This window comes from Paenalcaligenes hermetiae, from assembly GCF_039543645.1.
GTDB classification, from domain to species: domain Bacteria; phylum Pseudomonadota; class Gammaproteobacteria; order Burkholderiales; family Burkholderiaceae_B; genus Paenalcaligenes; species Paenalcaligenes hermetiae.
Window position 1 is genome coordinate 242,040 of sequence record NZ_BAABKD010000001.1, and the last position, 23,186, is coordinate 265,225.

Consider the following 23,186-nt stretch of genomic DNA (forward strand, 5'->3'; position numbering starts at 1 on the left):
GTTCGTTCAATCTGTTTGCTACATAGTAAATTGCATTGCCCAATTTTGTACCTTGAAAATCTGTTCGTCGGGCGCAGTCGCTCATTTATTTTTTAGGAAGCATCTATCATGCAAACAGAATACGGCATCGTAAAATGGTTTAACAACGAAAAAGGCTTCGGCTTCATCACCCCCGAAAACGGTGGTAAAGACCTATTCGTACACCACTCTGATATTCTTGGCACCGGTTACAAGTCTTTAGACGAAAACCAGCGCGTTTCTTTTGAATCCGCTCAGGGTCAAAAAGGCCCTCAAGCCAAATCCGTACAAAAAATCTAATTTTTTGTAAAGATTAAAAAAAACCGCATGTATACCATGCGGTTTTTTTACGCCTACTCACTTTGAGCTTTATTTATCTAAGCGGTTTTGGCGTACATGCTGTTGTTTTAGGATCTCATGAATCCCTGCCATGACCCGCTCTACAGAGCCGGCATGCTTTTGTACCCAATGTAAGCCTGCATCGGCCATACGTTGGCGCTGCGTACTGTCCTCAAGAAGCTGCATTGCCGTTTTTAATGCTATCTCAGCATTTTGCACACGCAAGGCCGCGCCTTCTTTAAGGGCATCATCTACAGCTTGCTCAAAATTACGTGTATGCGGCCCTACAATCACCGGCACGCCCAGCGCACAAGCTTCGATAAAATTCTGCCCACCCAGTGGAGCAAAACTACCACCAATGATCGCCACCTGCGCTTGTGCATAGTACCAAGGCATCTCCCCCAGCGAATCGCCTAAAAGCACATCGGCTTCTTTGCAGCACGCTAAAGAACGGCTAGTGCAATCACCGCTCTGTACCAATTGCGAGCGCCGCACCACATTCCAGCCCTCGGCTTCTAATAAAATTGCTGCGGACTCAAAGCGTTGAGGATGACGTGGAATCAAATAAAACAGGGTGCGCTCGCGGGCGTCTAGATCCATTTGGTGCTCGCGCCGAATATAACGACGCATAGCATCAATAAACATTTGGTCCTCGCCCTCGCGGGTGCTGGCAATCACGACAATTTTGCGCCCTAAACGATCTGCAAACTGCTTACCACGCTCTACCTGATCCAGAGCAAGTTGCACATCAAATTTAAAATTGCCTGATACCCGTACCCCTTTAGCACCGGCGCGCTCTAAACGCTGTGCATCTTGAAAGGTTTGAGCATAAATGGCGGCAAATCGCGCATAAGCGTTACGCATAAGTGCCCCCATGCGTAATGATTTACGCAATGAGCGAGCCGAAAAACGCGCACTAACTAAAAACACAGGGATATCAGCGCGAATCGCCTGATACAGCAAATTGGGCCAAACCTCACGCTCAATCACCACCACAAGCTGAGGCTGATAAAAAGCGTAAAACCGCTTGGCAGCACCGGGGAAATCATAAGGCAACCACTGTTGTATTAGCTGCCCGTTTGCGATGGCGGCATTAAATGCCCGCTGCCCCTCGGCATAACCGGTATAAGTCAGATGGGTTAACAAAATCGTATGCCCTTCGGAAAGTAGGGCTTGTACTAGTGGCTGAGCCGCCCGCATTTCGCCTAAACTGACAGCATGCACCATGATTAGCCCCGCCTGTTTAGGGCGTGCTGTCTTGCCATAATACCCAAAACGTAATGGGCTAAAAACCTGCCATCGGCCGCCGGATTTACGCGCACGCACATACATCCACCCCAATAAAAAGGGTGAAACCAGCCGCAATAACAACGTGTAAATAAAACGATTCAAACGTATCCAACCTTTAACCTTGAATGCTTATTGTACCGTTAACCGCGACTTAAGGCTTGCTGCACTGCACTAAGCACAAGTTCAGCGCTAGGCTCTTGACCTCTGTCGCCTAAACTGGCAGTGTAAGCACGACTCACCAGTGGCGTGCGCACAGGGGTGGATGCTTTATAAATCCCTATGGTTGGGCGCTCTAATGCCGCTGACAAATGGGTTAATCCACTATCTAAGCCCACCATTACCGTCGCCTTGGCTAGCGCATGGGCCACATCCGTTAAACCCATACGCGGCAAAACCTCAGCATTGTGACGTCCTACAATCAATTGTTGTGCGCGCTGTGCTTCTGCTGGGCTACCTGCTAATAAACGTAAACCCAACCCTTGGTTTTGCAAATAATCAAAAACTTTATGCCAACTGGCTTCGGGCCAGAGCTTATCGTCACGACTCGCCGATGGCATAATCAAAGCAACGGGCTCAATCTCTACCGCAGTGGTAATAGCTTGTAGCCCATAGTCCGGCTCCCCTTGGTAGCTATAATCTAAGGCTAACGATGCCAGTAAACGCTGGCGCGTAATGGCCGGCTGCCAAAACTCGACCCGATGTTTTTTCTGAAAAAACAACGAAGCTAGCGGTTCGCGCGCGGATTTCCAATCCAAGCCATGTTTTTGTCCATAGGCTAAACGGGTGATCCATACTGTTTTTAATAGTGCCTGCATATCTAACACAATGTCGTAGCGGGTTTGACGCAAGCGCTGTTTAAAAGCAGCCCGCTCAGCGCGTGATGTGGCCGACCACCAGTTTTTACGCCAACGGCGGTGCGCGACCGGAATCACCTCGTGGATGGCTGGGTGCCATTGTGGGATTTCGGTAAAAGACTCTTCGACTACCCAGTCAATCTGAGCATCGGGGTAATGCGTGGCAATATCGCTCATCGCCGGCAACATATGCACCAAATCCCCCAATGATGAGGTGCGCACAATTAAGATTTTTTTACTCATAGCGTCGATTATAGTGGGTACAACAACTAACAGCTTTTATTATCAAGCGCTATAGTAACTGATAGTTAGGTGACATCCCCATCATTTCCAATTGATTTACGCCAACAGCGGCGAAGTGTTCGTGTTTTTACACGCGTATTCTTCCCTGCACCGAGGGAATTTTTATGATTGATTTCAAACAGATTGAAGCTTTTGTTTGGGTGGCCGAGTTAGGAGGCTTTAGTGCCGCAGCCGAAAAACTAAACACCACGCAACCATCGATTTCTCAACGTATTGCCAGCTTTGAGCGGCAGGTTTCAACACGGGTTTTTGACCGTAGTGCGCGCGGTATTAAGCTCACAGAAAAAGGTCAGGAATTACTTTCACACGCTCAGCGTATGTTAGAGCTACGTAACGAAATGCTGCGTGTCGCTCAAAGCCCCAACGTGATTCGTGGCACTTTTCATTTAGGGGTGGCAGAAACCTTAGTTCATACGTGGCTGCATATTCTGATTGAGCAGCTACATACCCAATACCCTGCTCTCATTATTGAAATTCACGTGGATACCAGTCAAGTATTACGGGAAAAGCTCCTGAATTATCAGTTAGATTTAGCTTTTTTTGTGGGAAATGATACGGATAAAAAAACCGAATACCTCCCCATTGGTGAGTACCCTTTAGTCTGGGTTGCCAGCCCTACATTACGCTTACATGGACGTACAGTAAGTGTTGCGGAACTAGGGGTTTACCCTGTTATTACGTATCCGGTAGGCAGCTTACCTTATCGTGCTGTTGATCAACTTTTACACGAGGCTAAAGTGGAATCTCCGCGTATTTATGGCAGTGCTTCGCTGAGTACCATTTTACATATGACCTCGCGCGGCATGGGACCTAGCGTGCTAGCAGAAGAGCTGGCAAAACCGCTACTTTCCCAAGGAAAACTGCGTCGTTTGAAAGTAGAAAAGCCGCTTCCGTCTTTGGCTTTTTATGCCCATTGGCTGGACTCACCCGACAGTCATGCTGCGCGTACTGTCGCTCGTTTAGCACAATCCATTTCTGAGCAGTACCCGGCCCATGTATAAGAATAATTTATAGACACACATCTAAACATACAATTGGACAGTTTCCAAACAATAAGGTGCAATCGAAACTGAAACAAACTTATACCTACTGTGAGCTTAATTTCAGGAGACCCTTCATGAAACGTCTGTTAGCCGCGTCTTTTCTAGGCTTGGCCGCTGTATCAGCTCAAGCCCAAGAGGTAGTCACCGACCTACCTAAAACTAAATTAACCGTTGTCGGTGGCTTAAGTAATCTCACCGCCTATCAAAATGGCGAGCACCCTTTTTGGTCTAAAACCATCCCTGAGCTATCGGATGGCAAAATCACGGTAGACATCAAAGGCTACAACGAGATGGGCTTAAAAGGACCAGAGGTATTACGCTTGGTCAGCCAAGGCGTAATCCCTATTGGTAGCGCTACATTAGCCTATTTTGCTACGGACAACCCCATCAACGAGGCCATTGACTTAGCTGGTTTGGCACCTGACATTCAAACCGCACGTGAAATCACTGATGCGTTTTTACCCGCTTACGAAAAGCACTATGATGGCATCAACACCAAACTGTTGGGGATTTCTACTTATCCAGCCCAAGTCTTGTTCTGCAAAGGCAGCTTTGCAGGCCTAAGTGACTTGAAAGGGAAAAAAGTACGCACAAGCAGCCGCACCCAAGCAGAATTTGTACAAGCATTTGGTGGCAGCAGCGTAACCATTCCTTTCGGTGAGGTCGTACCTGCTCTACAAAATGGTGTGGTGGACTGCGCGATTACCGGCTCACTCTCTGGCTATTCCGCCAAATGGTACGAAGTCAGCGACCACCTGTATGCGTTGCCTATTAACTGGAACCAACAATTAATTGTGGCGAACAAAGCTTTTTGGAATAAGCTCGACCCCAAAGTGCAACAGTTCTTAGAAACCAATGTTAAAACCCTTGTTGATGACATTTGGGCCGCTGCCGCCACGGAAACCCAACAGGGTTACGACTGCAACACCGGTGCCGAGGCATGTACGCTTGAGCCTAAAGGCAACATGAAACTAGTTGAGCCTTCGGCAGAAGACCAAAAGCTGCTCAAAGACGTCATGGATAAAACCGTGATTCCAGGTTGGGCCAAACGTTGTTCAGCCGACTGTGTGGATAGCTTTAACCAGTACATTGGCCCAGTGTTGGGTTTAAAAGCTAACAAATAATTTGTTTTCTTTTTGGTTTAGCTGCTCCTCCCGCAGCCATAAACCAAGGGCGTTTGATGTCACACAGGGTCAAACGCCCTCTTTTTTCTATCAGGTGTGACCGATGACAACTTCTACTCCCACTTCTTTGTTGGGGCGACTGCTCAATGGTGCGACCACGCTTTCACGCATAGCGATCTGGATCGCCGGCGGTTTGACCTTGCTAAGCGCCATTTACATTACGCTGGATGTACTTAGTCGTAAGTTTCTCAACTCTCCCCTTGGCGGTTCGGACGAGCTGTCCGGCTATGCTTTTGCGATTAGTGTGTCATGGGCGTTGTCATTTGCCACACTGGATCGCGCCAATATCCGTATTGATGCTATCTACCAGCATTTGCCAGTGCGTATTGCGGCCTTTTTAGACTGGGTCGCTTTAGTCGCTTTGGCCGTATTTATTGTGTATTTAACCCGTTATGCCGCCGAAGTCGCCGGCATGTCATGGGAAAGCCAATCCACCGCAAACACCATTTTGGGTACACCTCTCTGGATCCCTCAGACCCTTTGGGCAGCGGGGCTAGTGTGGCTTTGTGTAGTACTGGCATTGATGTTAATTCGTGCTTCTTTAGCCTTAGTTACGGGTAACATGGCCGAGGTCCAACGTATTTGCGGTATCCGCACCACCAAAGAAGAAGCCAGCGCCGAGGCCGAATCCGGTAAGCGTTTAGTGCAAATGGAGCAACAATCATGATCGCTACCGCTTTAACTCTGTTGTTAATTTTAATCGGGGTCAGTATCCCCGTTGGGGCGGCTCTGGGTGTGCTAGGGCTGATTTTAGATCCGCTGTATTCTTTTTTACCGCTAAGCCGTGCTATGGGCGAAGTCGCCTGGGGAACCAGTAATGAGTTTTTATTGGTTGCTGTGCCGCTCTTTATTATGCTTGGCGAAATTCTCTTACGTTCTGGTCTGGCGGAGCGCATGTATAACGCCATGAGCTTGTGGTTATCATGGTTACCCGGCGGCTTAATGCACGCCAATATTGGCGCCAGCGCTCTTTTTGCCGCAACATCGGGTTCCAGTGTGGCGACCGCGGCCACGGTCGGTACGGTGGCGTTGCCGCAAATTAAAAAACAAAACTACCACGAACCGCTATTTTTAGGCAGTTTAGCCGCTGGGGGCACGCTCGGGATCTTAATTCCCCCGTCGATTAACTTGGTGATTTACGGGGTGTTGACCAATACCTCGGTGCCTAAGCTCTATTTAGCTGGCATTTTGCCTGGTTTGGGTATGGCATTGCTGTTTATTTTAGTGATTGCGTTAGCCTGTATCGTCAAACCCGCATGGGGGGGCAAAAAAGTCCAAGCCCCTTGGCGTGCACGCTTTGCAAGCCTGGTGCATTTGCTTCCTCCTTTAGCGATTTTCTTTTTAGTTGTGGGCTCTATTTATGCCGGTGTCGCCACCCCTACCGAAGCGGCAGCATTGGGTGTGATCGGGGCGTTAATTTTAGCGGCATTTAGCCGTCGCCTAAGCTGGAAAATGCTCAAAGAAACCTTTGAGGGCACCATGAAATCCACTGCCATGATCATGTTGATCGTTATTGGTGCCGCATTTTTAAACTTTATTATGTCTGGCATTGGACTCACCAATGCCATCACAAGCGCGATCACTGGTTTAGGGGTGTCACCCACATTGATGTTGCTTGTCCTTGTGGTGTTTTATCTGGTGCTGGGGTGTTTTATGGAAACCCTCTCTATGATGATCACCACCATTCCTATTGTTGCGCCCGTTATGATGGCTTTGGGTTTTGATCCCGTATGGCTGGGTATTGTAATCATTGTCTTGGTTGAAGTCGCACTGATTACGCCCCCGGTTGGACTCAACCTGTTTGTGGTACAAAGCTTACGTCCCGCAGGCAGTATGAATGACGTCATGATAGGTAGTTTGCCATTTGTGCTGATGTTATTGGGCATGGTGTTTTTATTAGCCATTTTCCCAGATATCGCGCTCTGGCTTCCCCGTGTCTTTGGTTAAGGTTGGTGTGTTATGCAGTTACAGTTTGAGCTTTTAGCAGCGGATGGTCGTATCGAATCCATTCAGGTAGGTGTGGACTATTGTATTGTAGCGGGCTGGGCGGGGCGCGATCGTGCAGCCATTGAGCATCATATTTTAGAGCTTGCCGAATTGGGTGTGCCACGCCCTAGCGATGTGCCTTTGTACTATCGCATTGCGACCAATCAGCTCGTACAAAGCGAACGGGTACAAGTTGTGGGTCCACACAGCTCTGGTGAAGCCGAGGTATTGGTTTTTCAGCACAACGGTGAGCTTTGTGTGGGCTTGGCCTCTGACCACACTGACCGTGCCTTAGAAGCACACAGTGTGGCCTTATCCAAGCAGGTCTGTGTTAAGCCCGTGGCCACGACGGCATGGCGTTTTAGCGACGTGGCCGCGCATTGGGATGAGCTGATTCTACGCGCCTGGATCACCGAAGATGGCCAAGAAGTTGCCTATCAAGATGGGGCGGTGGCTAGCTTATTGCACCCGCTAGACTTGATAAAAAAACACTTCCAACAAGACCAATTACCAGAAAAAACGGTGATGACTTGCGGTACAGTAGCAACCATAGGAACCATTCGTCCCGCAAGCCAGTTTACGATGGAGTTATTCGACCCCCGTTTAAACCGTCGTATCCGCCATACGTACGAGATTGAGTTCCTCCCCGAAATCGCTTAATCATTTTTATTTATAGGGATACCATTATGTCTAAGTTTGCCCGTATTCGCGAACTACAGCGTGCTTTAGATGCTGGAGAAACCACCGCCTTGGCTTTAACTGAGCAAGCGCTGGCGCGTATCGCTGATCCTAACGGCGAAGGCGCGACGACATTTATTTCCGTTTATGCCGAGCAGGCCCGCGCAGCCGCTCGTGCCTCTGACACGCTTCGTGCCGCCGGTCTGGCTCGCTCTGCTCTTGAAGGTATCCCTATTTCTATTAAAGACCTATTTGATTACAAAGGGGATGTTACACGCGGCGCATCGGCCTTATTAAAGGATGCACCCGCCGCCACAGAAAATGCTACCTTAGTGCAGCGCCTAATCAATGCGGGCGCCATTATTGTGGGGCGTACCAATATGACCGAATTTGCTTTTTCCGGTTTGGGTATTAACCCCCACTATGGCACACCACGCTCTCCTTGGGATCGAGCAACAGGTCGCATTCCTGGGGGCTCGTCATCGGGTGCAGGTGTATCGGTTGCTGATGGCATGGCAGTAGCCGCCATTGGTACAGACACCGGTGGCTCCATTCGTATTCCTTCGGCTTTTTGTGGGATTACCGGTTTCAAACCCACTGCGGATCGGATCCCCTCCGAGGGCGTGATGCCGTTGTCGCACTCTCTGGATTCCAGTGGTCCGTTGGGCTTGTCTGTAGAGTGTTGTGCTTTGGTCGATGCCGTCCTAAGCGGTGAGCCCGAACCCTCGCTTGAAGCCATTCCCGCTCAGCAGCTGCGTTTGCTGATGCCTACCAACTATGTGTTTGGACGTGCCGATGAAACGGTGCTTGCAGTGTTTCAGCATGCCGTAGCGCAGCTTAAAGCCCAAGGGGTACACGTTGACGAGGTGGAAATCCCCGAACTGGATGAGCTGCCTTATATCAATCGTTTAGGGGGCTTTGTGTGTGCAGAGGCCTGGTTCTATCACAAAGACCACATAGCTAACCACGAAGCCGCCTATGATCCGCGCGTGGCATCTCGTATTTTACGCGGCAAAGAACAAAGTGCCGCCGATTACATCGAATTACAAAATGCGCGCATGGACTGGATTGCTCGCATGGAAGCACGCTTAGCGCCCTATGATGCTTTGATTTTACCTACCACCCCCATTGTGCCCCCAACACTGGCTGAGCTAGAGGACGAGGAAGCCTATTTCCGTATCAATGGGACGATATTGCGTAATCCTGCTATTATCAATTTTTTAAATGGATGCGCGCTCTCAATCCCTTGCCAACCAGCTCAAAGCGCGCCTGTTGGCTTTATGGTCGCCGCGCCCGCTTATCATGACCTGCATCTACTTAATGTGGGTTTAACCATCGAATCAATTTTACTTTCTTAGCGTTTATGACACCTCAGCGCCCTATTTTCGGTATTATTTTATTAATTTTATCAACCTGGGCGCTGTCCTCTCTGGATGCCAGTGGCAAATGGATCATGGCCGCCGGACTGCCTTTATTGGTGATGTGCTGGGCGCGCTATATGATCCATTTGCTTTTAGTGCTTGGGATTATTTTACCTACAAAAGGCATCAAAATCCTTAAGGCTAAGCGTCCTAAAGACCAAATCCTACGTGGCTTAATTATGCTGTTTGCCACGCTGTCCTTTTTTTCTGCTCTACGTTATCTACCCCAAGCCGAAGCCACGGCAATTAATTTTTTAGCCCCACTGCTTGTGCTCTCTGTGGCACCATGGGTACTCAAAGAGCCCCCGCGTATTTCACGCTGGATCGCCGCCGCAGTTGGTTTTTTGGGGGTGATGCTAATCATTCGCCCCAGCTCTGGTTTACACCCATTAGGAGTGGTGTTTGGTTTAATTACCGCTGTGCTTTTTGCAACCCAATATATTGTGACGCGACGCGTGGCCGTTGATGATGCCATGACCACACTCATTTGGAGTGGCTTAGTAGGTACGGTGTTAACCACCCTGCTGATGCCTTTTATTTTGCCCGAGGTATGGCCGATTTTTAGCACCTTTGATACGCCACACTGGTTTGCGCTCGCCGCTACTGGGGTGTTTGGTGCCCTCGGTCATTTATTACAAATACAAGCCTACCAACGCGCACCGGCCTCAGTGCTGGCCCCTTTTGTGTATTTACAGATTATCAGCGCGGCGGGGCTAGGCTGGCTACTGTGGGGACAGTTTCCCGACGCGCTGAGCTGGGTAGGAATTGGTATCGTGTGTGGCAGTGGCGCCGTAATCGCCGTGTGGGAATGGCGCCAGCAGCAAAAAGCTAAGCTGGCAGCTGCCAGCCCTGCACAAAGCTAGCCACGGGTTGGCGCCGACTGCCTGCCCGTTGTAGCTCGGTTAAACGTAAAACACCATCTGCCGTCGCAATATCAATACCTTGTGCCGAGACTGCGACCACCGAACCAGGCGTAGCCGTGGTTGGCTGATCAATAGCCTGCGCCTGCCAGACCTTAATCGGCTGCTCTAGCCCCGGCAACATCATGGTGCAACTTGGTACAGGGTTAAATGCCCGCACCCGTCGCGCTAACACCGCCGCAGGCTGGGTAAAATCCAAGGGGGATTCGGATTTATGGAGCTTTTCCGCATAGGTCACACCATCAGCTGGCTGTGGTGTGGGCGTGAGCTGTGGTAACTGTGCCAAGGCTTCAACAATTGCGTCGGCACCTAACTGAGCCAATTCGTCATGCAGGCTTGCTCCCGTGTGATCCTCTTGGATAGCGAGCTTTCGCACGAGCAACATATCTCCCGTATCTAGGCCTGCATCCATTTGCATAATCGTAATACCGGTTTCTGCATCTCCGGCGTCAATCGCACGCTGAATAGGTGCAGCACCACGCCAACGCGGTAATAAACTGGCATGAATATTTAAGCAACCGTATTTGGGTAAATCCAAGGCCCACTGTGGCAAAATCAACCCGTAGGCGGCTACCACCATGACATCCGGCGCAATGGCTTGCAGTTGCTGCTGCACCGCCTGTGCTTCGTCAGGGTGTTTACCGTCTAAACGAAGACTTAATGGCTGTGCCACGGGGATGCCCGCATCCAGCGCGGCCTGTTTTACCGGCGATGGACGTAATTTCATGCCACGCCCAGAAGGGCGATCGGGTTGGGTTAAAACCAAAGGAACCTGATGGCCTGCCGCTAAAATCGCTTCCAGCGCCAATCGAGCAAAATCTGGCGTACCTGCAAAAACCACCTTTAGCGTCATACCATTACCTTTTCTGCGGCTTTTTTGGCTTCGCGCTGTTGTTTACGGATACGTGTCAAAATGCGATTTTGTTTTAATAACGATAAGTGTTCTACAAACACTTTGCCGTCCAAATGATCCAGCTCGTGCTGCACGCACACAGCGAGTAAACCGTCCGCATGAAACTCAAATGTTTCACCCTTTTCGTTTAAGGCTTTAACTTTGATTTCGGCAGCACGCTCGACTTTGTCATAAATGCCCGATACCGATAAGCAGCCCTCTTCGTAGACCTGCTTCTCATCGCTGTACCATGTGATTTCGGGGTTAATTAATACCAACAGATCATCGCCATTTTCCGAGACATCAATGACCACCACCCGTTCGTGCACGTCTACCTGAGTGGCTGCCAAACCCACACCAGGAGCGTCGTACATGGTTTCAGCCATGTCTTTAACTAATTGACGAATACGATCATCCACCTTTTCTACGGGTTTAGCTACCGTGTGTAAGCGTTCGTCAGGATATTGAAGTATAGGTAATAGAGCCATAATTTCCAGTTGATCTTTACCGACAAACACATGTCGATTAGATCCAAGTCAGTAATATTCAGTTCTACTTATTTTAAGCTAATTTATTCTTTTTACTAGAAAGGCATACGAAACCATCGGACACCCCCGTGCACAAAATCACAAAAACAAGTTTACATCCGCACAAAAACTTATGGTTTTCTCTTAATCCCAGAGCCACTCTCCTTACTCATAATAATAAAAAACCTCATAAAACAAGGAGACAAAACTATGACCATTTCTCGCCGTGAGTTTATCAAAAAAAGTTCTTATTTAGCCTCTGCGGCTTTACTCACCCCCAGTTTAATCCTGCCACGCAGTATTTTGGCTAACACTACCTGGAGCCCTAGCGAGCAGCAGATCTTACAAAATGAAATCACCCTTTGGGATGCTCTGACATTATCCAAAAACATCAAAAACAAAAAAGTATCTTGTGTAGAGGTAATGCAAGCCTATCTGAATAAAATTCATCTATTAAACCCTAAAGTCAATGCATTAGTTTCCCTGCAAGATCCTGAGGTACTCATTCAGCAAGCTCGTGAAAAAGATCAACAGCTTAGCCAAGGAAACTATCTAGGTTGGATGCATGGTTTTCCTCACGCGATTAAAGACCTTTCCGCAACGCAAGGGATTACAACTACCTTTGGGTCCCCTCTTTTTAAAAGTTTTATTCCCAAAGAGGATGGCATTATGGTGAGTCGAATCCGTCAAGCGGGTGCCATTTTTATTGGAAAAAGCAACACACCTGAGTTTGGTTATGGCTCACAAACTTACAACACCCTATTTGGTACAACACTCAATGCATATGATCCCTCCAAAACGGCGGGAGGAAGTAGTGGCGGTGCAGCTGTGGCTCTGGCTTTAAAAATGCTTCCTGTCGCTGACGGTAGTGATATGATGGGCTCTCTACGTAATCCAGCGGCATTTAACAATGTTATTGGATATCGTCCTAGTCAAGGTATTGTCCCTGTCGGCCCAACCAAAGAGCTCTACATTACTCAATTGGGCTATGAGGGCCCTATGGGGAGAACCATTTCTGATACAGCTCGACTATTAGCCACTCAAGCAGGTCCAGATCCACGCGCCCCTCTTTCTGCCCATATAGACTTAACTCCACTTCTACAGCCCTTAACACCACCAAAATCACTACGTATAGGGTGGCTAGGTAATTTAAACGGGTCACTACCTATTGATCCCGATATTCTGCACTTATGCGAACAGGGTCTTAACACACTTGCTGCAATGGGACATCACGTAGAACCCACTCAATTCCCTTTATCCGAAATAGAAATTTGGAAGGCTTGGCTAGGCTGGCGTCATTGGATGACTGCCGGGCTACTAGAAGAAGCCTACCTAGACCCAAACAAGAAGTCACAGCTCAAACCTGAGATTATCTGGGAGTTAGAAGGCGGATTAAAAATGAATGCAGTCGATACATTTAGAGCGGCAGAAGCTAGGTCGCGGGTATATCAAGCTTTTTTAACTCTATATCAAAACTTCGATATTTTGGTCTTGCCCACAGCTCAAGTATTTCCCTTTGATGCTGACATCTATTGGCCTAAAACAATTCTAAATAAAGAAATGGATACTTATCATCGTTGGATGGAAGTCGTAACCCCAGCTTCCTTAGCGGGACTACCCACCTTGAACGTTCCTGTTGGCTTTAATCAGAATCGACTACCTATGGGCATGCAACTAATGGGGAGGCTTTATGATGATATTACTGTTTTACAACTTGGCTATGCTTATGAGCAAGAAACCCGCTGGAATATAGACCACATGCCTCCATTAATTCAAGGTTGATTTACCTTTCTACGTAAATGTCACAATAGGCGTGGTATTTAAAAATAACTACAATATCAGCATGAATACAACCACTGCCTCGGATCACGAACGTTATGCTTGGATACGTCTGTCCCTAGAACCCAATCTGGGGGCAGATGCGGCTCGCTTGTTGCTGGCCAATTTTGGTTTGCCACACCAGATTTATGAGCAGTCTGTAGGTACGCTCAACCGTTTTATTCCTACGGCTCTTGCTACCCAATTACGCAGCACCCTGCCCGATGAACTGGAAGCCAAAATCCAGGCCACGCTGCACTGGCTCCAATCCCCCGACCAGCACTTGATCTGTTTAGCAGACAGCCACTACCCGTCCGCTTTGTTAACGCTCGCTGATCCACCGTTAATTCTCTACGCCAAAGGCGATCTCAGCCAGCTCCAGTATCCGGGGCTTGCCATCGTTGGCGCACGCAGTGCTACCGAATCTGGCAAAAAAAACGCCTATGATTTTGCCCAGTTTTTGTGCCAACAAGGCTGGAGCATTATTAGTGGCTTAGCATCAGGGGTGGACGCGGCCGCCCATCAAGGGGCTTTAGCCGCCCAGCAAGCCCATAGTACCATTGCGGTTTTTGGTACAGGCCTAGATTTTGTTTATCCCGCTCGTAATCGTACTTTGGCTCATCAGATTGCGATGCAGGGCTTGCTGCTGAGTGAATTCCCTTTGGGAACACGGGGGTTACCCCATCATTTCATACGCCGTAATCGGCTCGTGGCAGCGCTCGCTAAAGGGGTGCTGGTCGTAGAAGCCGCCCTCAAAAGCGGTTCACTGACTACCGCACGCTTTGCCGCCGATATTGGTCGCGAGGTCTTTGCTATACCCGGCTCAATCCATTCCCCTTTACACAAAGGCTGTCATCAGCTGATCCGCAGTGGAGCAAAACTCGTCGAGTCGGCTGAGCATATCTTAGAGGAGCTACAACCCACTCAGCCGCTGCTCCAAAACATAATCCCTGCTGCTACTGCCCCCCTATCCAACGCACAACAACAGCTTTTGGACTGCATGGGCTATGATCCCATTAGCGCCGATCATATTCAGCTTCGCAGTGGGCTCAGTACCGCTCAGGTAGGGTCCCTATTAGTGCAGCTGGAACTCTCTGACCATATTATTCAACACAAAGACGGCAAATACCAACGCCGCTAGGAGACATTATCATGAGCTTGCCCACCACCGTCAAAATCGTCGAAGTCGCCGCTCGCGACGGTTTGCAAAACGAAAAACATTTTGTTGATACCGCCATCAAAATCGAACTGATTAACCGGCTCAGTGCGGCAGGCTTTCAAAATATCGAGGCGGCATCATTCGTATCCCCAAAATGGGTACCGCAAATGGCCGATGGCACCGAGGTCATGGCCGGCATTGAACGGCGTCCTCAGACTATTTACTCTGCCCTCACGCCCAACCTACGTGGTTTCGAGGCCGCACTAGCAGCCAAGGCCGACGAGGTCGTGATTTTTGGTGCCGCAAGCGAATCCTTTTCTCAAAAAAACATCAATTGCAGTATTGCCGAATCCATCACCCGTTTTGCCCCAGTGGCCCAAGCCGCTTTGGATGCGGGGGTACGCTTGCGTGCAAGCATCAGTTGCGCGCTTGGCTGCCCCTATGATGGGGAAACCGCCATAGAAACGGTGCTGGATGTAGTAAAACGTATGCAGGACTTAGGCGTCCAAGAGTTTGACATTGCCGACACCATTGGTGTGGGTACACCGCTGAAAACGGCACGGCTCATGGAGGCCGTAGCCACCCTTGTTCCCATGGAACAAATCGCTGGACATTTTCATGATACCTACGGGCAGGCTTTAGCGAATATACTTGCTGCTTTACAGGTGGGAGTATCCATTTTCCATAGCTCTGTTGCAGGTCTGGGTGGTTGCCCATACGCCAAAGGAGCCACAGGTAATGTCGCCACCGAAGATGTGGTCTATATGCTGCACGGCATGGGTATTCATACGGGTTTAGATCTGCCCCAGTTAGTGGATACCGGTGCATGGATCTCGGCACAGATCGGCAAACCCACTAATAGTCGTGCTGGTCGCGCTTTATTTCTTAAAAATCAATGAGCTCTGAATCCACAGCGTTATTTTCTACTATAGGCCCCCTACCAGTGCGGGGGCGTTCTTGGCCCAAGGCTATCGCCATCTTGGCATGGCTGCTTATTGCTATTATTGGTGTGCGATTAGTCTATATCGCCACCACCTATGGTCAGCAAGTCGACACCCCTATTATCGCTGGGGTGATACTGGCTTATAGCGGTATGATTATTGTGGCTTTTTATATGCTCACAGGGCAAACCACCATCAGCGAGCACGGTATTCAACAAGACTGGATACTCAAACGCGAGCTGGCCTGGGAGGATTTAAAATTTGCTAAATTTGTACCGCTATTTTTTTCTAAGCGTTTGATTTGCTTTACTAAGCGGGGGCGGCCCGTTGTTTTTCAAGGGGCTAGCCCCGAGCTACAAATCGCCTTTGCACATATTTCCCTAATTTATAAGCGCACCGTTTAATAGCACTCACCTGCACACGTGGATTAAGCACGGTGCCCAAATAAGGCCGAGCCAACCCGTATGTCGGTCGCACCCTCGGCAATGGCCAGCTCAAAATCCCCGCTCATCCCCATGGATAGTCGGGTGATGTTTTCATAGCCGGCCTCTTGGGCTTGGTCACGCAACAGGCGCAACTGTGCAAAACAACGCCGTATTTCTTTGGGGTCGTCGGTTTGGGTTGCCATGGTCATTAAGCCTTGGGGCTGCAAACGATCAAAATGCTTAAGCTGCGCTAAAAAAGGCATCAGCTGGCTCGGGTCTAAGCCAAACTTGCTGTCTTCTTGGGCAGTTTTGACCTGGATGTAAACAGGTAAGCAACGCTGCTCCCCGTCCAAACGGCGTTGGAGTGCCTCGGCCAAAGCTAAGCGATCTAATGATTGCAACTCATCGGCATAGCGAGCGATATCGCGCGCTTTATTCGTCTGGGCGTGACCAATCATCACCCATTGCACCGGCTGTTCGGCAAAATACTCATATCTTGAACGAATATCTTGTATGCGATTTTCACCAAATCGAGTTAACCCAAGCATAATGGCCTGCTGCACCAGCTCATGGGAAAAGGTTTTGCTTACAGGTAACAACCGCACAGACTGGGGCTCTCTTTGCGCTTGCTCACAAGCGATGGCAATACGTTGCAATAACTGCTGAAGTCGCTGTTTCATTACTTTACTCATCAAATCATCGGCCTGAAGGGTTTTTCGTGTTTTTACCAGCAAAAAGCGACTTTTAATGGCTTTTTATGCGTTTTTTTCATAAAAATCATTGCCTAAAGTCCATACACTGTAGTATCTTTTTTGATTTTGGCGGCACAGTAAACTTGACTTTGGGGGAGCAAATACTAAAATTTGCGCCTTATTTGTCAAATTTTCGGTATTTTTCTGCGCAAATAATATCAATAATCTCGCATCTATACCGATGTCCACCTCCGCATCCATGCAAGAGGAAATTATGAACCAACCATCTCAACACGAATTACCCTCCTATTTAAACCCAAACGAGCTCGGCCCGTGGGGTATTTATTTAGAACAGGTAGAGCGTGTCACCCCTTATTTGGGCAAACTGGGAAAATGGGTCGAAACCCTAAAACGTCCTAAGCGTATTTTAACGGTTGATGTGCCAGTAGAGTTGGACAATGGCACCATCGCCCATTTTGAAGGCTACCGCGTTCAACATAATTTATCCCGCGGCCCGGGTAAAGGGGGTGTACGTTACCATCAAGACGTGACGCTCTCCGAGGTCATGGCACTTTCTGCTTGGATGTCCGTTAAATGCGCGGCGGTCAATGTGCCTTTTGGCGGCGCTAAAGGCGGGATCCGTATCGACCCACGGCAATATTCTGAGCGTGAGCTAGAGCGTGTTACCCGTCGTTATATCACTGAAATCGGCATGATTATCGGGCCCGATAAAGATATTCCTGCCCCCGATGTCAACACGAACGCTCAAACCATGGCATGGATGGTTGACACCTATTCCATGAATACGGGGCAGTTAAGCACCGGCGTGGTCACTGGCAAACCGTTATCCTTGGGCGGGAGCTTAGGCCGCGTGGAAGCCACCGGGCGCGGGGTCTTTACCGTTGGCGTAGAAGCCGCTAAAGATGCTGGCCTTGATCTGCAAGGCGCACGCGTCATTGTTCAAGGCTGTGGGAATGTGGGTGGCATTGCCGCAAAACTGTTTCATGAGGCAGGAGCAAAAGTCATTGCACTCCAAGACCACACCGCCACCCTTTATCAGGATCAAGGGCTGGATATTCCTACAATCTTAAGCCAATATCACCCCAAAGACGGGTTAGCCGCCCATACGCAAGCGGGTGAATGTTTACAAGCCGACGAATTCTGGGCGTTGGACTGTGATATTTTGATTCCGGCTGCTTTGGAAAACCAAATCACCGCTGCCAATGCCGACAAAATCCGCGCCAAAATCGTGATCGAGGGCGCAAATGGCCCCACCACACCAGAGGCCGACGATATTCTGACCCAAAACGGTATTACCGTGGTGCCAGATGTCATCGCGAACGCCGGTGGTGTCACGGTTAGCTATTTTGAATGGGCACAAAATTTCTCCAGCTACTTCTGGGAAGAAGCCCTTATCAATGAGCGCTTAGGTCGTATGATGCGCGATGCATATCATGCCACAGCAGCCGTTGCTAAAACTCACAATGTGACCTTACGCACAGCGGCTTTCATCAGCGCCTGTACCCGCATTTTAGAAGCACGCGACCTGCGTGGCTTATATCCCTAAACACGTGCATGCGCGCTCTTTTTACCTGAATGCTAAGGGCTTTTCACCACGCGATATATTTGAACAGGCGCGTGGTGCGCCCGAAACGCAAAAGCCGTTTATAATACTGCTTTTAACTCTTTGCTACGGCCGAAACAGTGACCGTTCCTACTGATTCTGCGACCTGTGCGATACAGGTACACAACATTCATAAATCCTTTGGCGACCTACCTGTCCTAAAAGGGATTTCTTTCCAAGCCCAACAGGGCGATGTGCTATCCATTATTGGTGCTTCCGGTTCAGGTAAAAGCACGCTGCTGCGTTGCATCAACCACTTGGTTGTCCCTGACCAAGGCGAGATCCATATTGGTCAAGATGTATTACGCAGCCACGCCAAACGTGATGGCACGATGGTCAGTAGCGACCCAAAACGGCTCGAAAAAGTGCGTGCCCGTCTAGGGATGGTGTTCCAAAACTTTAACTTATGGTCACATCGTACCGTTTTGCAAAACGTGATCGAAGGGCCTATCCAAGTAAAAAAAATCGCCAAGGCGCAAGCCAGCGAATATGCTTTACACCTATTGGATAAAGTCGGTTTGGCTCACAAAGCCACCGCCTACCCCTCTGAGCTTTCTGGTGGTCAACAACAACGCGTAGCAATAGCACGCGCTCTGGCCATGGATCCAGAGGTCATGTTGTTTGACGAGCCTACCTCGGCGCTGGACCCTGAAATGGTCGGCGAGGTCTTACGAGTTATTCGTCAACTGGCTGAAGAAGGCCGCACCATGATTTTGGTGACCCACGAAATGCAATTTGCCCGTGAAGTCTCCAACCATGCTATTTTTATGCACAATGGTTTGTGCGAAGAAGCTGGCACACCTGCTGCGCTTTTCGATCATCCACAATCCACGCGTTTACAGCAGTTTTTACAGCCTTTGGCTTAAAGGAGACCCTTATGAATCTGAAAAAAACCCTTATCGGGGCAGGACTTGCTCTGTTTAGCGTTGCCAGCATCGCCGCAACCTCTTATAAAATCGGCACCGAAGGCGGCTACCCCCCGTGGAGTATGGTAGATGCCGCAGGCAACGTCACTGGCTTTGATGCGGATGTAGGCGCCGCACTCTGTAAAAAACTGGACGCGGACTGTCAGTTCGTGGTGCAAGCCTTTGATAGCTTAATTCCTTCGTTAAGCGCAAACCGTTTCGACCTGATTATTTCTGGTATGTCCTATACTCCTGAGCGAGCCAAGCGTATTAACTTTAGCTTGCCTTATGCGGTAGAAGACGCCATTTTTATTCTTAAAGCCGATACCCCTGCCATTAAAGCCGATTCCGCCGAAAGCATCTACACCGATTTGGCGGGTAAAACCATTGGCGTCCAAGGCGGCACCACACATGGCGCTTTTCTTGCCAAGGTAGCCCCAAAAGTCAATATCAAAGACTACGAGACCCTTGATCAAATGCAGATTGACTTGGACTCTGGACGCTTAGACGGCACCTTTGCTGACCTGACCTCACAGTCACGCTTTTTAAAGCAAATGAATACCACAGATTATGCACTAACCGAAACCGTCATCAAGGGCTCTTCTGACCCCGAAACCTTAGGCTATGGCATTGCTGTGGGGATTCACAAAGACAATGCTGACTTAAAAGCCCGTGTGGATGCCGCACTCTGCGAGCTCATCGAAGACGGGACCATTAAAAGCGCCAGCGAAAAATGGTTCGACATTGATATCGCTAACTATGATGCGTGCAAGTAAGGCCTAACGACGGATAACCATGCTGGAAACCCTGTTACGCATCCTCAACGATGGTTGGGGCTGGATGTTTTTGCGCGGTGCTGCCATGACCTTATTTATTTCGGTCTTGGGCATGGCACTCGGTGTGCTCATCGGTGTAACCGGTGCCAGCATTAAACTAAACGGCCCGCGGTGGTTAAGCGGGCTGGTTAGCGTCTACACCACCATTACTCGCAGTATTCCCGAACTGCTTATTATTTACCTGTTATTTTTTGGCTCGATTCACTCTGTTAGCCAGCTGGGTGACTTTCTCCAACTGGAAGAACTCATCAACCGCTGGTTTCCTGCCGCGGTGGGTATTTTAGCGATAGGCTTAGTGGCGGGTTCTTATAGCGTAGAAGTGTTTCGGGGTGCTTTACAAGCGATTCCTACCGGTCAAATCGAGGCCGCAAAAGCCATTGGTATGTCGCGCTGGCAGCGTTTATGGCGCGTCGTTATTCCACAAATGACGTGGTTTGCTTTGCCCGGGTGCAATAACGTGTGGCAAACCGCCCTCAAAGACACAGCGCTGATTGCTCTGGTTGGTCTCGTTGAAATCATGCGTGCGGCACAGCTTGGCGCCGCTGCTATGCGCGAGCCTTTAGCCATGTATTTAATTGCCGGCTTTTTGTTTTTTATTATTGGTATAGGTAGTCAGGCCTTGTTTGTCATCGCAGAAAAATACGCCGGTCGTGGCATGAGAGCCGTGGCATGATGAGTTGGGACGAGTTTTCTTACACCATAGGTGTGCTATGGAAAGGCTTTGGGCTGACGTTATATATTGGCCTATGGGGGATTGCCCTATCGCTTTTGCTTGGCGTTGGGTTAGCGTTGATGCGTTTATCCAATCAACGCGTATTACGTGCCGTGGCATTTAGCTACAGTACCGCTTTTCGGGGCACGCCTTTATTAGTGCAGTTATTTTTACTGTATTACGGCGTAGGCATGATCAGCTGGGTCAAACAAGTCCCCTTTTTATGGTGGTTATTTAGTGATGGCACCCGCACGGCGATTTTAGCGATTGCGCTCAATAGTGGTGCGTATGTGGGCGAAGTCTTTCGTGGGGGCTTTCAGGCCGTGCCCAAAGGGCAAATCGAAGCCGCTCAAGCCATTGGCATGTCTGCCTGGCAGTGTTTTAAACGAGTGCGTTTACCTCTTGCTATACGCCAAGCCCTGCCCGCCTATAGCAACGAAATTGTTATTGCTATCAAAGGCACGAGTTTAGCTTCTACCATTGCGGTGCTTGAGCTCACCGGCTACGCTCGCCGTATTATGAGTCAAAACTATGCCATCGTTGAAACCTTTGTGATTGCTGGGCTCTTGTATTTGGCCATTAACTTTAGCTTATTGGCCGTTATTCATCTGATTGAGCGCCAATTACATCTAAAAGCCTCTAGCTAACCCTCTTGGGGCATAGTATGTCTAAAAAAACCATTGCTATTGTCACAACCGGGGGCACCATTGCCGCGTGTCACCCCAATCAAACCCATTTGGGAGACTACAAAGTAGCGCAATCTGCCCACGACCTGATTACCGCCGTGCCGGAATTAACGGATCTCGCTACCCTAATGCTGCATGAGGTCAGTCATATTGATAGCCGAGATATGAATTTTGCCGTTCAGCACCGTTTGATCCAAACCGTACAACAGCTTGTGGATCAAGACACCGTTGATGGCGTCGTGATCACACATGGTACCGATACGCTCGAAGAAACCGCCCTGCTCTTACACTGGTGCATTAAAAGCCCTAAACCTGTGGTGGTCACAGGCGCCATGCGCCCTGCCTCGGCTTTAAGTGCCGACGGTCCATTAAATCTATATCATGCCGTTTTAACGGCTTGTACCGAAGCCGCACAAGGCCTTGGCACACTGGTCTTAATGAACGACCAGCTCTTTAGTGCACGCTTTGTACAAAAAACGCATACCTCTATGCCAGAGGCTTTTGGAGCCCCCACAGCTGGAGCCCTAGGGCTGGTCAGTCAGGGACGAGTCTATATCCACCACGCCCCCCGCCCTGCTTTTGGTAAGGCATGTGCGCTACAACTGCCTGCTACCCCTCATCTGCCCCGTGTTGATCTGATTTATGATTACGTCGACGCCCCCCTTGCCTTATATCAAGCTGCCGTGGATACCGGCGCACAAGCGTTAATCATTGCCGCCGTCGGCAATGGTAGCTTGAGCCCCTCTGCGCGTGCAGGTGCCCTGTATGCCGCCGAAAAAGGGGTGCTTTGTGTGCGCGCCAGCCGTATCCCCAATGGTCCAGTTGCGCCTTCGGAGCAAGATAAGCGCTACCATACCCTGCCCGCCTATCAGCTTTCAGCACTAGCGGCGCGCAGTCTGTGTGCGTTAGCCCTTGCTCAGTCCGCCGATCGCCAACAAATCCACCATTATTTACAACACTACTAAGACTTCACCGTTGGCAAGCAAGCTAACTGCTGCTGGCTGGTAAATACGCGATACTCGTGACTGATCGGGTCGATAAAAGCAATAGAGCGCGCTAGTAGCTGCAAAGGATGACTAAAATCGTCAGCTGCCAATGGCGGCTGCCCTGGGGGATAATAGCTATCATGAATAATCGGTGTGCCTAGCGCATGTAAATGCACACGCAGCTGATGTTTACGCCCTGTGCTGGGCTGTAATTTGTACCAGCCCAAAACACCGTGATCGGGGTCCTGCCACGTACGCAGCAAGGAAATAAACGTATCACTATTGGGCTCACCCGCTACCTCTTTCATCAAAAACTGCCCTTTAGGTGCCACGATACGGCTGCGGTATTGCAAAGGAAACTGAACTACCCTAGAAACCGGGGCAATGGCTTCATAAACCTTATCCACTAATTGGCTTTGAAAAAGGCTCTGATACGCTCCACGCAAAGCGGGCTGCCGACAAAATAACAAGACACCAGCCGTTTCGCGATCAAGGCGATGCAAAGGGGTAATAGTGGCATCATCAAACAACTGGCGCACACGCGTTAGCGCCGTATGCTGCAAATACTGCCCCCCCGGTATAGAAGCTAAAAAATGGGGTTTATCCACGGCGATCAGTGTGTCATCTGCATATAAAATCGGCATCGCAAAAGGCACGGGCACCTCGTTTTCCACATAGCGGTAATACCAGAGCCACTGCTGCGGCCGATACGGTGTATGAAAATGCACGGGCTTGCCCTGTGCATCCACAATATCCCCTTGTGCTAAGCGTTTCTGTAATGCCTCGGGTGCCACATGCTCAAAACGTTGCAGTAAAAATTCGCCTACAGAGTGCCAATCACCCTCTGGTAACCAAACGCGGCTGGGTGCAATCCCATTTTTAACAGCAAGAGGGGCCTGAAGCCCCCCTTGCTGCCCTGCGGTTTCTTTCATGTCGTTATCCTAGGC

At 49.5% G+C, this 23,186-nt stretch carries 24 protein-coding genes; 18 read left to right on the forward strand and 6 right to left on the reverse strand.

The features are described 5' to 3' along the window. The first annotated feature begins 108 nt into the window (after nucleotides 1-108). Entirely contained in the window at nucleotides 109-318 is a 210-nt protein-coding gene (locus ABD980_RS01155) for a cold-shock protein (RefSeq protein WP_260650639.1), read from the forward strand. Between the two features lie 69 nt (nucleotides 319-387). Here the strand turns inward: ABD980_RS01155 and ABD980_RS01160 are convergent, their stop codons facing one another. Further along, nucleotides 388-1,749, reverse strand: a complete 1,362-nt coding sequence (locus tag ABD980_RS01160; RefSeq protein WP_345368992.1) for a 3-deoxy-D-manno-octulosonic acid transferase — start codon at nucleotides 1,747-1,749, stop codon at nucleotides 388-390. A 38-nt stretch (nucleotides 1,750-1,787) separates the two neighbouring features. Further along, nucleotides 1,788-2,744 carry a lipopolysaccharide heptosyltransferase I gene (gene waaC / locus ABD980_RS01165; RefSeq protein ID WP_300648904.1) on the reverse strand — a complete coding sequence of 319 codons (957 nt, stop codon included), beginning with the start codon at nucleotides 2,742-2,744 and terminating at the stop codon, nucleotides 1,788-1,790. A gap of 164 nt (nucleotides 2,745-2,908) precedes the next feature. On the opposite strand from waaC, the gene ABD980_RS01170 reads away from it, so the two are divergent. The 7 genes from ABD980_RS01170 (at nucleotide 2,909) to ABD980_RS01200 (ending at nucleotide 9,979) form a co-directional block, all read left to right on the forward strand. After that, a complete protein-coding gene (locus ABD980_RS01170; protein WP_260650642.1) occupies nucleotides 2,909-3,805 on the forward strand; it encodes a LysR family transcriptional regulator in 897 nt (298 codons plus the stop codon). Between the two features lie 116 nt (nucleotides 3,806-3,921). After that, a complete protein-coding gene (locus ABD980_RS01175; protein WP_345368997.1) occupies nucleotides 3,922-4,971 on the forward strand; it encodes a TRAP transporter substrate-binding protein in 1,050 nt (349 codons plus the stop codon). Nucleotides 4,972-5,074: 103 nt separating this feature from the next. Then, the gene (locus ABD980_RS01180) at nucleotides 5,075-5,698 is read left to right on the forward strand and encodes a TRAP transporter small permease subunit (RefSeq protein WP_260650644.1); all 624 of its coding nucleotides are present in this window, start codon (nucleotides 5,075-5,077) and stop codon (nucleotides 5,696-5,698) included. After that, nucleotides 5,695-6,978, forward strand: a complete 1,284-nt coding sequence (locus ABD980_RS01185) for a TRAP transporter large permease (protein ID WP_345369000.1) — start codon at nucleotides 5,695-5,697, stop codon at nucleotides 6,976-6,978. The genes ABD980_RS01180 and ABD980_RS01185 overlap by 4 nt, the downstream gene beginning before the upstream one ends. 12 nt (nucleotides 6,979-6,990) lie before the next feature. Then, nucleotides 6,991-7,677 (forward strand): DUF2848 domain-containing protein, encoded by a 687-nt coding sequence (locus ABD980_RS01190; protein WP_345369002.1) that lies wholly within the window; start codon nucleotides 6,991-6,993, stop codon nucleotides 7,675-7,677. A 26-nt stretch (nucleotides 7,678-7,703) separates the two neighbouring features. Beyond that, a complete protein-coding gene (locus tag ABD980_RS01195) occupies nucleotides 7,704-9,053 on the forward strand; it encodes an amidase (protein WP_345369004.1) in 1,350 nt (449 codons plus the stop codon). A 5-nt stretch (nucleotides 9,054-9,058) separates the two neighbouring features. Then, nucleotides 9,059-9,979, forward strand: coding sequence for a DMT family transporter (locus tag ABD980_RS01200; protein ID WP_300648892.1), 921 nt, complete (start codon nucleotides 9,059-9,061; stop codon nucleotides 9,977-9,979). On the opposite strand, the gene fmt is transcribed toward ABD980_RS01200, so the two are convergent. Continuing rightward, nucleotides 9,945-10,889, reverse strand: coding sequence for a methionyl-tRNA formyltransferase (gene fmt, locus ABD980_RS01205; RefSeq protein ID WP_260650649.1), 945 nt, complete (start codon nucleotides 10,887-10,889; stop codon nucleotides 9,945-9,947). The two genes, ABD980_RS01200 and fmt, sit on opposite strands and share 35 nt — an antisense overlap. Beyond that, on the reverse strand, nucleotides 10,886-11,416 hold the full coding sequence (gene def / locus ABD980_RS01210) for a peptide deformylase (protein ID WP_260650650.1): 531 nt from the start codon (nucleotides 11,414-11,416) through the stop codon (nucleotides 10,886-10,888). Before def ends, fmt begins: the two co-directional genes overlap by 4 nt. Nucleotides 11,417-11,665: 249 nt before the next feature. On the opposite strand from def, the gene ABD980_RS01215 reads away from it, so the two are divergent. From ABD980_RS01215 to ABD980_RS01230, 4 genes are all read left to right on the forward strand, one after another. Continuing rightward, nucleotides 11,666-13,237: an amidase gene (locus tag ABD980_RS01215; protein ID WP_345369008.1), complete on the forward strand. Its 1,572-nt coding sequence runs from the start codon at nucleotides 11,666-11,668 to the stop codon at nucleotides 13,235-13,237. A 61-nt stretch (nucleotides 13,238-13,298) separates the two neighbouring features. Beyond that, nucleotides 13,299-14,414 (forward strand): DNA-processing protein DprA, encoded by a 1,116-nt coding sequence (gene dprA / locus ABD980_RS01220; RefSeq protein WP_300647341.1) that lies wholly within the window; start codon nucleotides 13,299-13,301, stop codon nucleotides 14,412-14,414. Nucleotides 14,415-14,425: 11 nt separating this feature from the next. After that, the gene (locus ABD980_RS01225) at nucleotides 14,426-15,331 is read left to right on the forward strand and encodes a hydroxymethylglutaryl-CoA lyase (protein WP_345369011.1); all 906 of its coding nucleotides are present in this window, start codon (nucleotides 14,426-14,428) and stop codon (nucleotides 15,329-15,331) included. Continuing rightward, nucleotides 15,328-15,777 carry a hypothetical protein gene (locus ABD980_RS01230; protein ID WP_345369013.1) on the forward strand — a complete coding sequence of 150 codons (450 nt, stop codon included), beginning with the start codon at nucleotides 15,328-15,330 and terminating at the stop codon, nucleotides 15,775-15,777. Before ABD980_RS01225 ends, ABD980_RS01230 begins: the two co-directional genes overlap by 4 nt. Before the next feature lie 23 nt (nucleotides 15,778-15,800). Here the strand turns inward: ABD980_RS01230 and ABD980_RS01235 are convergent, their stop codons facing one another. Then, the gene (locus ABD980_RS01235) at nucleotides 15,801-16,478 is read right to left on the reverse strand and encodes a YggS family pyridoxal phosphate-dependent enzyme (RefSeq protein ID WP_300647336.1); all 678 of its coding nucleotides are present in this window, start codon (nucleotides 16,476-16,478) and stop codon (nucleotides 15,801-15,803) included. A gap of 253 nt (nucleotides 16,479-16,731) precedes the next feature. Here ABD980_RS01235 and ABD980_RS01240 point away from each other — a divergent pair, with 253 nt between their 5' ends. From ABD980_RS01240 to ABD980_RS01265, 6 genes are all read left to right on the forward strand, one after another. Then, nucleotides 16,732-18,057: a Glu/Leu/Phe/Val family dehydrogenase gene (locus tag ABD980_RS01240; protein ID WP_377536186.1), complete on the forward strand. Its 1,326-nt coding sequence runs from the start codon at nucleotides 16,732-16,734 to the stop codon at nucleotides 18,055-18,057. Nucleotides 18,058-18,194: 137 nt separating this feature from the next. Further along, entirely contained in the window at nucleotides 18,195-18,980 is a 786-nt protein-coding gene (locus ABD980_RS01245) for an ABC transporter ATP-binding protein (protein WP_345369017.1), read from the forward strand. Between the two features lie 11 nt (nucleotides 18,981-18,991). Next, a complete protein-coding gene (locus ABD980_RS01250) occupies nucleotides 18,992-19,795 on the forward strand; it encodes a transporter substrate-binding domain-containing protein (protein WP_260650656.1) in 804 nt (267 codons plus the stop codon). 19 nt (nucleotides 19,796-19,814) lie between these two features. Beyond that, the gene (locus tag ABD980_RS01255; protein WP_300647334.1) at nucleotides 19,815-20,528 is read left to right on the forward strand and encodes an ABC transporter permease; all 714 of its coding nucleotides are present in this window, start codon (nucleotides 19,815-19,817) and stop codon (nucleotides 20,526-20,528) included. Beyond that, entirely contained in the window at nucleotides 20,525-21,214 is a 690-nt protein-coding gene (locus ABD980_RS01260) for an ABC transporter permease (protein ID WP_300647333.1), read from the forward strand. The genes ABD980_RS01255 and ABD980_RS01260 overlap by 4 nt, the downstream gene beginning before the upstream one ends. A 17-nt stretch (nucleotides 21,215-21,231) precedes the next feature. Continuing rightward, nucleotides 21,232-22,218, forward strand: coding sequence for an asparaginase (locus ABD980_RS01265; protein ID WP_300647332.1), 987 nt, complete (start codon nucleotides 21,232-21,234; stop codon nucleotides 22,216-22,218). Here ABD980_RS01265 and ABD980_RS01270 read toward each other — a convergent pair. Then, nucleotides 22,215-23,171 carry a pseudouridine synthase gene (locus tag ABD980_RS01270; protein ID WP_345369021.1) on the reverse strand — a complete coding sequence of 319 codons (957 nt, stop codon included), beginning with the start codon at nucleotides 23,169-23,171 and terminating at the stop codon, nucleotides 22,215-22,217. The genes ABD980_RS01265 and ABD980_RS01270 overlap by 4 nt on opposite strands. Between the last annotated feature and the right edge of the window lie 15 nt (nucleotides 23,172-23,186).

Coding starts and splice junctions, on each gene's coding strand:
- ABD980_RS01240 (WP_377536186.1), top strand. CDS start 16,732: ATGTCCACCTCCGCATCCATGCAAGAGGAAATTATGAACCAACCATCT.
- ABD980_RS01155 (WP_260650639.1), top strand. CDS start 109: ATGCAAACAGAATACGGCATCGTAAAATGGTTTAACAACGAAAAAGGC.
- ABD980_RS01270 (WP_345369021.1), bottom strand. CDS start 23,171: ATGAAAGAAACCGCAGGGCAGCAAGGGGGGCTTCAGGCCCCTCTTGCT.
- ABD980_RS01225 (WP_345369011.1), top strand. CDS start 14,426: ATGAGCTTGCCCACCACCGTCAAAATCGTCGAAGTCGCCGCTCGCGAC.
- ABD980_RS01235 (WP_300647336.1), bottom strand. CDS start 16,478: ATGAAACAGCGACTTCAGCAGTTATTGCAACGTATTGCCATCGCTTGT.
- fmt (WP_260650649.1), bottom strand. CDS start 10,889: ATGACGCTAAAGGTGGTTTTTGCAGGTACGCCAGATTTTGCTCGATTG.
- ABD980_RS01215 (WP_345369008.1), top strand. CDS start 11,666: ATGACCATTTCTCGCCGTGAGTTTATCAAAAAAAGTTCTTATTTAGCC.
- ABD980_RS01190 (WP_345369002.1), top strand. CDS start 6,991: ATGCAGTTACAGTTTGAGCTTTTAGCAGCGGATGGTCGTATCGAATCC.
- ABD980_RS01265 (WP_300647332.1), top strand. CDS start 21,232: ATGTCTAAAAAAACCATTGCTATTGTCACAACCGGGGGCACCATTGCC.
- ABD980_RS01250 (WP_260650656.1), top strand. CDS start 18,992: ATGAATCTGAAAAAAACCCTTATCGGGGCAGGACTTGCTCTGTTTAGC.
- dprA (WP_300647341.1), top strand. CDS start 13,299: ATGAATACAACCACTGCCTCGGATCACGAACGTTATGCTTGGATACGT.
- ABD980_RS01230 (WP_345369013.1), top strand. CDS start 15,328: ATGAGCTCTGAATCCACAGCGTTATTTTCTACTATAGGCCCCCTACCA.
- ABD980_RS01175 (WP_345368997.1), top strand. CDS start 3,922: ATGAAACGTCTGTTAGCCGCGTCTTTTCTAGGCTTGGCCGCTGTATCA.
- waaC (WP_300648904.1), bottom strand. CDS start 2,744: ATGAGTAAAAAAATCTTAATTGTGCGCACCTCATCATTGGGGGATTTG.
- ABD980_RS01180 (WP_260650644.1), top strand. CDS start 5,075: ATGACAACTTCTACTCCCACTTCTTTGTTGGGGCGACTGCTCAATGGT.
- ABD980_RS01185 (WP_345369000.1), top strand. CDS start 5,695: ATGATCGCTACCGCTTTAACTCTGTTGTTAATTTTAATCGGGGTCAGT.
- ABD980_RS01195 (WP_345369004.1), top strand. CDS start 7,704: ATGTCTAAGTTTGCCCGTATTCGCGAACTACAGCGTGCTTTAGATGCT.
- ABD980_RS01200 (WP_300648892.1), top strand. CDS start 9,059: ATGACACCTCAGCGCCCTATTTTCGGTATTATTTTATTAATTTTATCA.
- ABD980_RS01260 (WP_300647333.1), top strand. CDS start 20,525: ATGATGAGTTGGGACGAGTTTTCTTACACCATAGGTGTGCTATGGAAA.
- def (WP_260650650.1), bottom strand. CDS start 11,416: ATGGCTCTATTACCTATACTTCAATATCCTGACGAACGCTTACACACG.
- ABD980_RS01255 (WP_300647334.1), top strand. CDS start 19,815: ATGCTGGAAACCCTGTTACGCATCCTCAACGATGGTTGGGGCTGGATG.
- ABD980_RS01170 (WP_260650642.1), top strand. CDS start 2,909: ATGATTGATTTCAAACAGATTGAAGCTTTTGTTTGGGTGGCCGAGTTA.